The following is a 13653-nucleotide window of genomic DNA, read 5'->3' on the forward strand; positions in this document are numbered from 1 at the left end:
ACGATCGCTTTTACCGACCGAACAGAGCCGGCTTCTCGCGCTGCGGACGGTTGCCGGCAGGCTTGCGCGGTGCGTCGGCTGACGCCGGGCTTGGCGCGATGCGATTGCCCAGAGCCTGATGACGACGTTCTTCGCTCACGCTGTCCTGTGGCTCGCTGTTCGGACGCGCGGCACGTGGAGGCTGATTGCTGCGCGGTGCATCGCTACGCGGTCGGTCTGTGCGTGGACGGTCGCCGCGTGGCTTGTCTCCGCGGGGTTTGTCACCGCGGGGCTTGTCGCTGCGAGTCTGCTGGCCACGCCCGGCGCCGTTGGCCGGCCGCTGGCCGCGACCGTTGTTAGACGGCGCGCCACGGGCTCGCTCGGGACGGTCGCTGTTCAGCTCCGCCTGCGCCGGCGGCTCGAATCCTTCGAGGCTGCCGTCTTCGATTTTCTGCTTGGTCATACGCTCGATATCGCGCAGCAGCTTCTCTTCGTCCGGGCTGACCAGTGATACCGCGCCACCACTGCGGCCGGCACGGCCGGTCCGGCCGATCCGGTGTACATAGTCTTCCGATACGTTCGGCAGCTCGAAATTGACCACATGGGGCAGTTGATCGATATCCAGACCGCGGGCCGCGATATCGGTGGCAACCAGAATGCGCAGTTTGTTGGCCTTGAAATCCGCTAGCGCCTTGGTGCGAGCACTCTGGCTTTTGTTGCCATGGATCGCGGCCGCCGGAAGACCGTTCTTGTCCAGGTATTCGGCCAAACGGTTGGCGCCGTGCTTGGTGCGGGTGAATACCAAAACCTGTTCCCAGGCACCCATGGTGATCAGGTGGGCAACCAGTGCACGCTTGTGACCGGCCGGTACGCGATACACGGTCTGTTCGATACGCTCGACGGTGGTGTTCGGTGGCGTAACCTGAATGCGAGCCGGGTTGTTCAGCAGCTTGTTTGCCAGATCGGTTATATCTTTAGAGAAAGTAGCCGAAAACAGCAAGGTCTGACGCTGGGAAGGCAGTTTGGCGATGACCTTTTTCACGTCATGCACAAAACCCATATCGAGCATGCGGTCAGCTTCGTCAAGCACAAGGATTTCGACCTTGGACAAATCGACGGCGCGCTGGCCGACCAGATCAAGCAGCCGACCGGGGCAGGCGACCAATACGTCCAGACCCGGTGCGATGGCTTTCATCTGCGGGTTGGCGCCGACGCCGCCAAAAACGCAGGCGGTTTTCATCGGCAGCTCGCCACCGTAGGTACGAAAACTTTCATGTACCTGAGCCGCGAGTTCGCGGGTCGGCGTCAATACCAGCACGCGAACCTGCTTCGGCGCGCGGCGCTGGCCGGCCTCGGCCTGGCCGGCCGGATACAGCTTTTCGATGATCGGCAGCGCAAAGCCTGCGGTCTTGCCGGTACCGGTCTGGGCAGCAACCATCAGGTCGCGACCTTCGAGAACTGCTGGGATGGCCTGGGCCTGTACGGGGGTGGGGGAGGTATAACCAGTGGCTGCAACGGCGCGCACAAGCACGTCGGACAAGCCGAGAGTAGCAAAGGACATTCAGATAACCCTGTGATGGCCGTTTGCGGAGCTAAGTTGCCCGTGCGGCCGATGATGAAAAAAATGGAGGAGCGAGATTGTAACAGAAACAAGGCAATACCGCAGCTAAAACGTTGATGCCAGCTGGCGGAGGGTGAATCAGGGAGACAGGGTGAGCGTTCCGTCGACGCTTTCCAGGCGGTAATCGCGCAGGATGCGTTGATACTCATCCGTGGTTTTGAATGCTTTTAACGCCTGGGAAAACGCCCGTGCGGTCTTCTGCCATCGGGGCGATTGATGGAAGGCAAGGTAGAAATCGCTCTGGCTCAAAGGCGTCGGGTGATAGTGAAGCTGGTGACTGATTCCCAGGCTACGGCTCGTGTACAGCCCCACCGGCCGACTCATGGCGACCATGTCCACGCGGCCACGCATCAGTTTTTGCATATTGGCTTCGAAAGTAGGAGCGGGCTCGCGAAAAAAGGCATCGGATGAAATGAACGCATCGTTGTTGTACAGATAGCCAGGAGAGACGCCGATCCTCAGCCCCGCCAGGTCATTTACGCCACTGAATGCAAAGGGGCGACGCTTGTCATGGAATAGCACGGTTTCATGGCTGGACAGGGGCTCTTCGGCGAACAGGAAGCGGGCCCGGTATTCGGGGTGCGGGGCAATGTCGAGGATGGCATCAGCTTCGCCTCCCGCCACCTCACGGAGCACGCGCCGCCAGGGCTTGAGCTTCCAGGTCACCTGATAACCAAGCTGATGGAGCAGATGTTCGGTAATTTCCTTGTCAGCACCCTTTATTTCGCCCTTTTCGGCATATATGAAGGGTGGCCACTCTTCCGTGACGATGCGCAGAGGCTCTGCGTATGCCATGGCGCCCACTGTCAATGAAGATATGAACAGAAAGATTGTCAGCTTCATCAGTGGGCTCCGGTCCTGGTAAGGCCTGCGGCGGCTTACTTGCCGTGCAGGTTGCGCCATACAGCCAGACTGGGTTCTGCCTGGTTCAGGGTATAAAAGTGCAGGCTGGGCGCGCCGCCGTCAATAAGGCGTTGGCATAATCGGGTTATGACCTCGGTGCCGAAGGCGGCAATGCTCGCGCTGTCGTCACCATAGGATTCCAGTTGCTTGCGAATCCAGCGCGGAATTTCGGCGCCGCAGGCGTCCGAAAAACGGGCAAGCTTGCTGTAATTGGTGATGGGCATGATGCCCGGCACTATGGGTATCTCCACGCCGGCCTTGCGAACCCGCTCGACGAAGTGGAAATAACAGTCGGCATTGAAAAAGTATTGAGTAATCGCGCTGTCGGCACCCGCATTGGCCTTGCGAATGAAGTTGTCCAGGTCTGCATCATAGTGCCGGGCCTGGGGGTGGGCTTCGGGGTAGGCGGCCACTTCGATATGGAAATGATCACCGGTTTCCTGGCGGATGAAATCAACAAGCTCGTTGGCATAGCGCAGTTCACCAGATGCCTGCCCCATACCCGAGGGCAGATCGCCGCGCAGAGCGACGATGCGCTTGATACCTGCTTCGCGGTATTCGGTGAGCAGGTTTCGCAGGTCATCCCGGCTGTCGCCGACACAGGACAGATGCGGAGCAGCAGGCACCTTCACTTCCTGGTCAAGCTGCAAGATGGTATTGCGCGTACGGTCACGGGTGGAGCCACCGGCACCGTAGGTGACGGAAAAGAATTCGGGGTTGTGCTCTGCCAGCACGTGGGCGGCAGCAATCAGCTTTTCATGCCCGGCGTCGGTCTTGGTCGGGAAGAATTCAAAGCTGACTTTATTGGTATGTTCGGTCATTGCGGTTCCTTGGGAGCTACGGCTGCAGACTGCGCGCCGCGGGGCGCGCAATCTGTCGCTGCTTAGTAGCGGTAGCTGTCGGGCTTGAAGGGGCCTTCGACTTCAACGCCGATGTAATCGGCCTGGGTTTTGGTCAGTTGGGTGACGACGCCGCCAAAGCCCTTGACCATTTCCAGTGCGACTTCTTCATCAAGCTTCTTCGGCAAGACCGTAACAGTGATGTTCTTGGCCTTCTCTGCAGGGGGCAGGTCGCCGAACTTTTCGCCGTACATATGGATCTGCGCCAATACCTGGTTGGCAAACGAGCCATCCATGATCCGGCTTGGGTGACCGGTGGCATTGCCCAGGTTCACCAGACGGCCTTCGGCCAGCAGGATCAGATAGTCATCGTTCTGCACGTCGATGGTCTTGCCGGTACGGTGAATCTTGTGCACCTGCGCTTTGACTTCTTCCCAGCCCCAGTTCTTGCGCATGAAGGCGGTATCGATTTCGTTGTCGAAGTGTCCGATGTTGCAGACGATTGCACGCTTCTTCAGCGCCTTGAGCATACCTGCGTCACACACGTTGGCGTTGCCGGTAGTGGTCACGATCAGGTCTATCTTGCCAAGCAGAGCGGCGTCCACGCTGGCGTCGGTGCCATCGTTGATGCCGTTCTTGTAGGGCGATACCAGTTCGTAGCCGTCCATGCAGGCCTGCATCGCGCAGATCGGATCGCATTCGGTGACTTTGACGATCATGCCTTCCTGACGCAGGGATGCAGCGGAGCCCTTGCCGACATCACCATAGCCGACAACCAGCGCCTGCTTACCGGACAGCAGATGGTCAGTGGCACGCTTGATCGCATCGTTGAGGCTGTGACGGCAACCGTACTTGTTGTCATTCTTGCTCTTGGTCACCGAATCGTTGACGTTGATCGCCGGTATTTTCAAGGAGCCATTCTTCATCATGTCGAGTAGACGATGGACGCCGGTGGTGGTCTCTTCGGTGACGCCATGTACGCCTTCGAGTACCTGCGGGTACTTGTCATGCAGTATCTGGGTCAGGTCGCCGCCGTCATCCAGGATCATGTTGGCATCCCATGGCTTGCCGTCTTTCAGGATGGTCTGCTCGATACACCATTCGTACTCTTCGTCGGTCTCGCCTTTCCAGGCAAAAACCGGCACGCCAGCAGCGGCGATGGCCGCAGCAGCCTGATCCTGGGTCGAAAAGATATTGCACGACGACCAGCGAACTTCGGCACCCAGTGAGGTCAGGGTTTCGATCAGCACAGCGGTCTGGATGGTCATGTGGATACAGCCGAGGATCTTCGCGCCCTTGAGGGGCTGCTCGGCATTGTATTTGCGACGCATCGCCATCAGCGCCGGCATTTCCGACTCGGCGATGATGATCTCCCGGCGACCCCAGTCGGCCAGCGACATATCGGCGACCTTGTAGTCGTTGAATTCTTTCTCGTTCATGACTGCACTCATGCGATTACTCCATTCGTAGTTAGCGAATGGGCGCGGTTACCTGTTTAGTGACACCAGCCGAGCCTGACGACCTGTTGGCGGTACTGTGCCTGGTCGCTGCAGCGCCCCTCGGATGGGGTCAGAATCTGTTTACAGTCCGGCGTCGGCTTTCAGGGCCTCGGCGCGGTCGGTCTTTTCCCAGGGGAAAGTGGTAAAGGTGTCGCCATTGACCGTTACTTCCTGCGGCGTGCGGCCAAAATGGCCGTAGGCCGCAGTGGCTCGATACATCGGATGGAGCAGGTCAAGCATGCGCGTGATGGCATAGGGGCGCAGGTCGAAGTGCTCGCGCACCAGCTGAATGATCTTGTCATCGCTTATCTTGCCAGTGCCGAAGGTGTTGATCGACATCGACGTGGGTTGCGCGACGCCGATGGCGTAGGAGATCTGGATCTCGCAGCGCTCGGCTAAACCTGCGGCAACGATGTTCTTGGCCACGTAACGACCGGCATAGGCAGCGCTGCGATCGACCTTGGACGGGTCCTTGCCGGAAAACGCGCCGCCGCCGTGGCGGGCCATGCCGCCGTAGGTGTCGACAATGATCTTGCGGCCGGTCAGGCCGCAGTCACCTACCGGGCCGCCAATCACGAAATTGCCAGTCGGATTGATGTGGTACTGGGTGTCGGCGTGCAGCAGTTCGGCCGGAATCACATGGCGCACGATGTTTTCCATCACTGCCTCGCGCAGATCGCTCAGGCTGATCTCGGGATTGTGCTGGGTCGACAGCACGATGGCATCGATACCCACCACCTTGCCGTTGTCATAACGACAGGTGACCTGGGATTTCGCGTCTGGACGCAACCATGGCAGGGTGCCATTTCTGCGGATTTCGGACTGCCGCTCGACCAGGCGATGGGCAAAGGTGACCGGCGCTGGCATCAGCACATCGGTCTCGTTGCTGGCGTAGCCGAACATCAGGCCCTGGTCACCGGCACCCTGGTCTTCCGGCTTCTGCCGGTCGACGCCCTGGGCAATGTCCGGCGATTGCTTGCCGATGATGTTGATCACGCCGCAGGTATCGCCGTCGTAGCCGACATCGGAGGAGGTATAGCCCACATCCTTGATCACATTGCGCACCAGATCTTCGAGGTCGACCCAGGCGCTGGTGGTGACTTCACCGCCGACAATCGCGACACCGGTTTTCACCATGGTTTCGCAGGCGACGCGTGCATGCTTGTCTTCGCTGATGATCGCGTCGAGCACGGCATCGGATATCTGGTCGGCCAGCTTGTCCGGATGGCCTTCGGAGACCGATTCGGAGGTGAATAACGAGTAATCGCTCATGGTGCCATCCCTCTTGTTGTCAGTTTGTCAGTTCGTTGTGGTCAGTTCGGGTGTGAAATACTGCTGTACTTGTATCTGGAATCCGTTGCGCAGCCCGATATACAGGCTACCGCCCGCCAGCAGGCCGGCATCGGCGGCCCAGCGGCTGAGGTCATGCTGATCGAAGCCCAGCCAGAGATCGCCGCAGGTATCGCGTACCCAGCTTTGATCATGGCTGCACAGCTCGGTCAGGATCAGGCTGCCGCCTGGTTTGAGCAGGCGGGTAAAGCGTTTCAGGGCCTCTGCCGGAGCGGGCATGTGATGCAGGACCATGTTGCACACCACGCAATCGGCCAGTGGCAGTGCCGATTGGGCTGCGAGCGCATCGGCCAGCAGGCACTCGACATTACCCAGGCCGGCCTCGGCACATTGCTGGCGCGCCCGATCAAGCATCGAGGCAGCATTATCCAGACCGACTACCCGGTCGAAGCGGGCTGCCAGGTCGGGCAGAAACCCGCCTTCACCCGGCCCCACCTCGATAGCCAGGCGACGGGCCGGTAACCGCAGGCCGTCGATCAACCCCAGCAGCGGCTCGCGATACAGGCCAAAATGCGCGATCAGATCCTGCTGCGCCGGCGTGCCTACGGCAAACCGGGCGAAGAACTGACGGGACATTTCCGCGCGCTGGCTGTGGATCACCGCGATAGCCCGTTGCAGATCAGCGCTAAGCGGCAAGTCGTCCAGGCCATTGAGCAGCTCTTCATGCACGCCTGACCAGCAACCCCCTGCATCGGGCAGGCTACGCCGGTAGAAAATCGAATTGCCTTCCCGTCGGGTGCTGACCAGGCCGACATTGGCCAGCACCTTGAGGTGGTGGCTCATGCCGGACTGGCGCATCGCGAAAATCTGCGCCAGCTCCAGTACGCCGAACGAGTCATTACGCAGCACGCGCAATATATCCAGACGCAGCGCATCCCCGGCAGCCTTGCAAAAGGCGGCGAGTTGGTCGGTGGGGCTGGGATGCTGTGGCGCGAGCCGGGCGAGATCATTCATGTGGGCAGTGTAGGTGGCCAATGGCAACGGCGCAAGATCTATATCAAAATAGTTTGATATAGGGTCCGAGTTGGTGCCCGGATGGTGCCCGAAGCAATCGCAATGGGGTTTTCATTGCCCGGCGCCGCGGTTTGCGCGAAAATGCCGGGCCTTGCACCTGGTCGGATTATCCGCTGACCAGTCAATCTGTCAGCCTCACAGGAGTTACCCATGCCCAGCCGTCGTGACCGAGCCAATGCCATTCGTGCCCTCAGCATGGATGCTGTGCAGAAAGCCAATAGCGGCCATCCCGGCGCGCCGATGGGCATGGCCGATATCGCCGAAGTCTTGTGGCGTGACTACATGAGGCACAATCCGCTGAACCCCCAGTGGGCTGACCGCGACCGCTTCGTACTGTCCAACGGCCATGGGTCGATGCTGATCTATTCGCTGCTGCATCTGACCGGCTATGACCTGCCGATCGATGAGCTGAAGAATTTCCGCCAGTTGCACAGCAGGACGCCGGGTCACCCCGAATATGGCTATACGCCGGGCGTGGAAACGACCACCGGCCCCCTGGGGCAGGGGCTGGCTAACGCTGTGGGTTTTGCCCTGGCCGAGAAGATCATGGCTGCCCAGTTCAACCGTCCGGGTCACGATGTGGTCGATCACCACACCTATGTGTTTATGGGTGATGGCTGCCTGATGGAGGGTATCTCTCATGAGGTCTGCTCGCTGGCGGGCACCCTGGGGCTGAACAAGCTCATCGGTTTCTACGACGATAACGGCATCTCGATCGACGGGGAGGTGCATGGCTGGTTTACCGACGATACGCCCAAGCGCTTCGAGTCCTACGGTTGGCTGGTCATTCGCAACGTAAACGGTCATGACGCCGACGAGATCAAGACGGCGATCGAAACCGCGCGCAAGAGCGATAGGCCGACCCTGATCTGCTGCAAGACCATTATCGGCTTCGGCTCGCCGAACAAGCAGGGCAAGGAAGACTCACACGGTGCCGCGCTGGGTGATGAGGAAATTGCGCTGACCCGCGAGCAGTTGGGCTGGAAGCACGGTCCGTTCGAGATCCCCGACGACATCTACGCCGAATGGGATGCCCGTCAGTCCGGTAGCCAGGCCGAGCAGCAATGGAATCAGCGGTTTGCTGCGTACCAGAGCGAATATCCCGAGCTCGCCGCCGAGTTTCTGCGCCGAATGGCGGGTGAGCTGCCGGCAGAATTTTCCGAGAAGGCCTCCGCGTTCATCCGCGATGTGGCCAGCAAGGGCGAGTCCATCGCCAGCCGCAAGGCCAGCCAGAACTGTCTGAACGCCTTTGGTCCGCTATTGCCGGAACTGCTTGGCGGCTCGGCTGATCTGGCCGGCTCCAACCTGACCCTGTGGAAAGGCTGCAAGCCGGTAGTGCAGGAAGATGCCTCGGGCAACTACATGTATTACGGCGTGCGCGAATTCGGCATGAGCGCAATCATGAACGGCGTCGCATTGCATGGCGGTCTGATTCCCTACGGCGCCACCTTCCTGATGTTCATGGAATATGCGCGCAATGCAGTGCGCATGTCTGCGCTGATGAAGGTGCGGGTGCTGTATGTATTTACCCACGATTCCATCGGTCTGGGCGAGGACGGTCCGACGCATCAGCCGGTCGAACAGCTGACCAGCCTGCGCAGCACACCGAATCTGGATACCTGGCGTCCGGCCGACACAGTCGAGGCGGCGGTTGCCTGGAAGTACTCGGTGGAACGCAAGGGCGGGCCGAGCGCGCTGATATTCTCGCGCCAGAGTCTGCCGCACCAGCTGCGCGATAACGAGACCGAGGGCGCGATCGCCCGCGGCGGCTATATCCTCAAGGCCTGTGAGGGTGAGCCCCAGCTGATCCTGATCGCTACCGGTTCCGAAGTCGGTCTGGCGATGCAGGCGCATGCCAGGCTGACCGAGCAGGGGTATCGGGTGCGCGTGGTTTCCATGCCGTGCACCAGCGTGTTCGATCAGCAGGATGCCGAATACCGCCAGGCAGTGCTGCCACTGGAAGTCGGCGCGCGTATTGCCATCGAAGCCGGCCACGGGGACTTCTGGTACAAGTACGTGGGTCTCGACGGCCGTGTTATCGGCATGAATACCTTTGGCGAATCTGCGCCCGCGCCAGCGCTGTTCGAGGAGTTCGGCTTTACTGTGGAAAATATTCTGGCAGCAGCCGATGAGCTGCTCGAGGAGTGATGGTGCCACCGGCCCCTTTTCGTATCGCCCTCAATGGCTATGGCCGGATAGGGCGGTGCGTGCTGCGTGCGCTGCATGAGCGCGGCGGCGAAGGGATGCAGATCGTTGCGCTGAACGACCTCGCCGACGAAGCCGGTATCGAGTATCTGACCCGGTTCGACTCGACCCATGGCCGGTTTCCCGGAAAAGTGTCGTTTGAGCGCGGGCACCTGCAGATCGACGGTCAATCCATCCAGGTGTTGCGGCAGTCCGAGCCCGAGGGCATAGACTGGCGTGCACTGAATATCGACATGCTGTTGGAGTGCTCGGGTCAGTACACCACCCGGGAGGAAGCATTGCGCTTCAGTCACGCCGGGATTCCCCGAGTATTGTTCTCCCAGCCGATGGCCAACGCCGAGGCGGTGGATGCCACTGTGGTCTACGGTGTGAACCAGACGCAGCTCGATGGTGATGCACGGCTGGTCTCCAACGCCTCCTGCACGACTAATTGCAGCGTGCCCCTGCTGAAACTGCTTGATGAGCAGATTGGTCTGGATTATGTGTCGATCACCACCATTCATTCGGCGATGAACGATCAGCCGGTAATCGATGCCTACCATCATGACGACCTGCGTCGGACCCGTTCCGCGTTCCAGTCGGTCATTCCGGTCTCTACTGGACTGGCGCGGGGGATAGAGCGACTTTTACCGGAACTGACAGGCCGGATTCAGGCCAAAGCCATCAGGGTTCCGACGGTGAACGTGTCAGCGTTGGACATCACCCTTCAGACACGCCGCGACACCAGCGCCGCAGAGGTCAATCGTCTGCTTGAGGATGCCGCTCATGGAGCCTATCGGGGGCTGCTCGATTACACCGAGCTGCCGCATGCCAGTTGTGATTTCAACCATGATCCGCACTCGGCCATCGTAGACGGCAGTCAGACCCGGGTGTCGGGCCCGCGCATGGTCAACCTGCTGGTCTGGTTCGACAATGAATGGGGCTTCGCCAACCGCATGATCGATGTGGCGGGTTACTGGCTGAGAAAGTGAATAGTGTCCGGGAATTGCAGGCCCGGGCGGTCCGCCCCGGATAGCACCCAGGGGCATGAATTCTGTAATTGACTAGCAAGGAGTCGCAAATGAGCGTATTGACGATGGGCGAACTGGATCTGAAGGGTCAGCGAGTGCTGATTCGCGAGGACCTGAATGTGCCGGTCAAGGACGGCAAAGTGCAAAGCGACGCGCGCATCCTGGCCGCGCTGCCAACAATCCGGCAGGCGCTGGACAAGGGTGCTGCAGTGATGGTCTGTTCACACCTGGGGCGGCCGGAAGAAGGCGTGTTCAGCGAGCCGGACAGTCTGGCGCCGGTCGCCGCCTACCTGAGCAAGGCGCTGGAGCGTGATGTGCCGCTGATTCGCGACTATCTTGCGGGCGTGGAAATCGAGCCGGGCCAGGTCGTCCTGCTCGAGAACGTACGTTTCAACCGCGGCGAGAAGAAGAACGATGACGAGCTGGCGCAGCAGTATGCCGCGCTTTGCGATGTCTTCGTCATGGATGCCTTCGGCACCGCCCACCGTGCCCAGGGTTCGACCCATGGCGTGGCCAAGTTTGCCCGTGTGGCTTGTGCCGGCCCGCTGCTGGCTGCCGAGCTGGATGCACTGGGCAAGGCGCTGAAGCAGCCGGCGCGTCCGATGGCCGCGATTGTTGCCGGCTCAAAGGTCTCGACCAAGCTGGATGTGCTCAACGCCCTGTCGGAAAAGTGTGATCAGTTGATCGTGGGGGGCGGTATCGCCAACACCTTCCTTGCTGCCGCAGGTTATCCGGTAGGCAAGTCGCTGCACGAAGCCGACCTGCTGGATACCGCGCGCGAGCTCGCCGCACGTGTCAGTGTGCCCCTGCCAACCGATGTGGTGGTGGCCAAGGCCTTTGCCGAAGACGCCGAAGCCACCGTCAAGCTGATCGCTGACGTTGCCGAGGATGACATGATTCTCGATATCGGCCCGCAGACCGCTGAGCATTTTGCCGAACTGCTGAAATCCGCCGGGACTATCCTCTGGAATGGCCCGGTCGGTGTATTCGAGTTCGACCAGTTTGGCGAGGGTACCCGCGCGCTGGCGCTGGCGATTGCCGAAAGCTCCGCATTCTCGATAGCCGGGGGTGGCGACACCCTGGCGGCGATAGATAAATATGGTGTAGCTGATCGCATCTCCTATATTTCCACCGGCGGCGGCGCCTTTCTAGAGTTCGTCGAGGGCAAGACCCTGCCAGCGGTACAGATACTCGAAGAAGCCGCCGCGAGCCCAACCAAGCTCTGAGGCAATACTCGTCCCGCGCGGACCGCTCGGGTTCGCGCGGCTGACAACTTGCAGCCATCCGTCAGGTGCGGCAGGCTGATACACAATTTTTGCACCATTCGTTCAGGAGAACATTCATGGCTCTTATCAGTATGCGCCAGATGCTGGATCACGCGGCCGAGTATGGCTACGGAGTGCCGGCTTTCAATATCAACAACCTCGAGCAGATGCGCGCCATCATGGAAGCTGCCGACAAAACCGATTCCCCGGTTATCGTTCAGGCCTCGGCCGGCGCCCGCAAGTATGCCGGTGCGCCCTTCCTGCGCCACCTTATTCTGGCCGCAATTGAAGAATTCCCGCACATCCCGGTCGTCATGCACCAGGACCATGGTACTACCCCGGCCATTTGCCAGCGCTCGATCCAGCTGGGTTTCTCCTCGGTAATGATGGACGGCTCCCTGTGTGAGCTGGGCAAGACTCCTACAGAGTATGACTACAACGTCGATGTGACCCGCCGTACCGTCGAGATGGCCCACGCCTGCGGCGTGTCGGTCGAGGGCGAGCTGGGGTGTCTGGGTAGTCTGGAAACCGGCCAGGCCGGGGAAGAGGATGGTATCGGTGCGACCGGCACGCTGGATCACAGCCAGATGCTGACTGATCCCGAAGAAGCTGCTGATTTCGTCAAGCGGACCCACGTCGACGCGCTGGCGATTGCGATTGGTACCAGTCACGGGGCCTACAAGTTCACCAAGCCACCGACCGGCGACACCTTGGCGATCGACCAGATCAAGGCCATTCACGCACGCATCCCCGACACTCACCTGGTCATGCATGGGTCGTCTTCTGTGCCGCAGGAATGGCTGGCGATCATCAATCAGTACGGTGGCGACATCAAGGAGACCTATGGCGTCCCCGTCGAGGAAATCGTTGAAGGCATCAAGCACGGTGTGCGCAAGGTCAACATCGATACCGACCTGCGTCTGGCGTCCACCGGTGCGATGCGTCGCCATATGGCGCAGAATCCAAGCGAGTTCGATCCACGCAAGTTCTTCGGTGAAACCGTTAAGGCGATGCGTGACATCTGTATCGCCCGCTACGAGGCCTTCGGTGCAGCCGGCAATGCCTCCAAGATCAAGCCGGTCAGTCTGGAAGTGATGTACCAGCGCTACGCCACTGGCGAACTGGATCCGAAAATCAACTGAGCCTGAGGGTTCGCAACCCGCTGTTGCAAGGAGAGGCCATGCGCGCGCCAGAAGAAGAGCCAGACGAGAATTTTGCACGCGAGAGGTTGGTCGAGGCGGTGGAGAATCAGCTTGCTGCTGACCAGCCTCCTGCCGCGCAGGCTACCCAGAACAAGCTCACCCTGGTGGGTTATGCGCGGGAGGAAAGTGTCGAGCTCATGGCCCAGGTGCTGGCCTACAGTGTCGGCCTGATGCTCGATCGCGACGAGCCCTTCGACATGCCTGCTTACGAGCAAGCGTTGCGCAATTTGCCTGAGTTGCCCGAAACTACTGACTGAGCACGACAACAAGAACAGGAACAGGAACACGATCGATGCTAATGACGATCTTGCGGGTGATTTTCTTCTATCTGGTCTGCGTATTGCTGGCCACCGCGCTTGGCTCCATCGCGCAAACCCAGTTGAATCTGTGGGAACTCCAGCAGTTGGGCGTCCCGATACCCTGGTCCGAACGGCTCGACGCTACCCTGCGCGACCTGGGAGGGTTTACGCCATTTTTCGGGGTTATGGTGGCTGCCACCTTCGTTGTCGCCTTGCCGGTGGCACACGGGCTCGGCAAGATCTTCAAGCCCTGGCGCTGGCTGCTGTTTTTCCTGGCAGGTTCGGTGGGCATATGGGTGGCCTTTCTGACCGCCAACTACGTATTGCCGATGCCGACCTTTATCGCTGCCACACGTGAAACGCCCGGTTTGCTGATAATGATGGCTGCGGTTGGTATGGGTAGCTGGTTGTTCGGTCGACTGACCCGCCCGCCAGCACGCCGTGGTTTACGCGTACTTGGCTGAACA

Annotated in this window: 11 protein-coding genes, 1 pseudogene and 1 riboswitch; of the genes and pseudogenes, 6 read left to right on the forward strand and 6 right to left on the reverse strand. The window is 60.1% G+C overall.

Going from position 1 to position 13653, the window contains the following annotated elements:
* Positions 1-37: 37 nt before the first annotated feature.
* From ABYA88_RS04870 to ABYA88_RS04895, 6 genes and pseudogenes are all read right to left on the reverse strand, one after another.
* Positions 38-1540: pseudogene (locus ABYA88_RS04870) on the reverse strand (DEAD/DEAH box helicase); the annotation flags it as partial.
* 138 nt (positions 1541-1678) lie between these two features.
* Complete coding sequence (locus ABYA88_RS04875) at positions 1679-2443, reverse strand: substrate-binding periplasmic protein (protein WP_373185788.1); 765 nt, start codon at positions 2441-2443, stop codon at positions 1679-1681.
* Between the two features lie 35 nt (positions 2444-2478).
* Positions 2479-3324, reverse strand: coding sequence for a methylenetetrahydrofolate reductase [NAD(P)H] (gene metF / locus ABYA88_RS04880; protein WP_373185789.1), 846 nt, complete (start codon positions 3322-3324; stop codon positions 2479-2481).
* Positions 3325-3386: 62 nt separating this feature from the next.
* On the reverse strand, positions 3387-4793 hold the full coding sequence (gene ahcY / locus ABYA88_RS04885; protein WP_373185790.1) for an adenosylhomocysteinase: 1407 nt from the start codon (positions 4791-4793) through the stop codon (positions 3387-3389).
* A gap of 21 nt (positions 4794-4814) precedes the next feature.
* Positions 4815-4909, reverse strand: a riboswitch (S-adenosyl-L-homocysteine riboswitch).
* Between the two features lie 13 nt (positions 4910-4922).
* On the reverse strand, positions 4923-6113 hold the full coding sequence (gene metK / locus ABYA88_RS04890) for a methionine adenosyltransferase (RefSeq protein ID WP_373185792.1): 1191 nt from the start codon (positions 6111-6113) through the stop codon (positions 4923-4925).
* Between the two features lie 27 nt (positions 6114-6140).
* Positions 6141-7145 (reverse strand): ArsR/SmtB family transcription factor, encoded by a 1005-nt coding sequence (locus tag ABYA88_RS04895; RefSeq protein ID WP_373185794.1) that lies wholly within the window; start codon positions 7143-7145, stop codon positions 6141-6143.
* A 210-nt stretch (positions 7146-7355) separates the two neighbouring features.
* On the opposite strand from ABYA88_RS04895, the gene tkt reads away from it, so the two are divergent.
* The 6 genes from tkt (at position 7356) to ABYA88_RS04925 (ending at position 13650) form a co-directional block, all read left to right on the forward strand.
* On the forward strand, positions 7356-9353 hold the full coding sequence (gene tkt, locus ABYA88_RS04900) for a transketolase (protein ID WP_373185796.1): 1998 nt from the start codon (positions 7356-7358) through the stop codon (positions 9351-9353).
* A 2-nt stretch (positions 9354-9355) separates the two neighbouring features.
* Positions 9356-10381 carry an erythrose-4-phosphate dehydrogenase gene (epd, locus tag ABYA88_RS04905; RefSeq protein WP_373185838.1) on the forward strand — a complete coding sequence of 342 codons (1026 nt, stop codon included), beginning with the start codon at positions 9356-9358 and terminating at the stop codon, positions 10379-10381.
* Positions 10382-10470: 89 nt separating this feature from the next.
* Complete coding sequence (locus ABYA88_RS04910) at positions 10471-11646, forward strand: phosphoglycerate kinase (protein ID WP_373185798.1); 1176 nt, start codon at positions 10471-10473, stop codon at positions 11644-11646.
* Positions 11647-11762: 116 nt separating this feature from the next.
* Entirely contained in the window at positions 11763-12827 is a 1065-nt protein-coding gene (fba, locus tag ABYA88_RS04915) for a class II fructose-bisphosphate aldolase (RefSeq protein ID WP_373185800.1), read from the forward strand.
* Positions 12828-12865: 38 nt separating this feature from the next.
* The gene (locus ABYA88_RS04920; protein ID WP_373185801.1) at positions 12866-13144 is read left to right on the forward strand and encodes a hypothetical protein; all 279 of its coding nucleotides are present in this window, start codon (positions 12866-12868) and stop codon (positions 13142-13144) included.
* 35 nt (positions 13145-13179) lie between these two features.
* The gene (locus ABYA88_RS04925) at positions 13180-13650 is read left to right on the forward strand and encodes a hypothetical protein (protein ID WP_373185803.1); all 471 of its coding nucleotides are present in this window, start codon (positions 13180-13182) and stop codon (positions 13648-13650) included.
* Positions 13651-13653: the final 3 nt, after the last annotated feature.

Source organism: Halopseudomonas sp. (assembly GCF_041579695.1).
Lineage (GTDB): Bacteria > Pseudomonadota > Gammaproteobacteria > Pseudomonadales > Pseudomonadaceae > Halopseudomonas.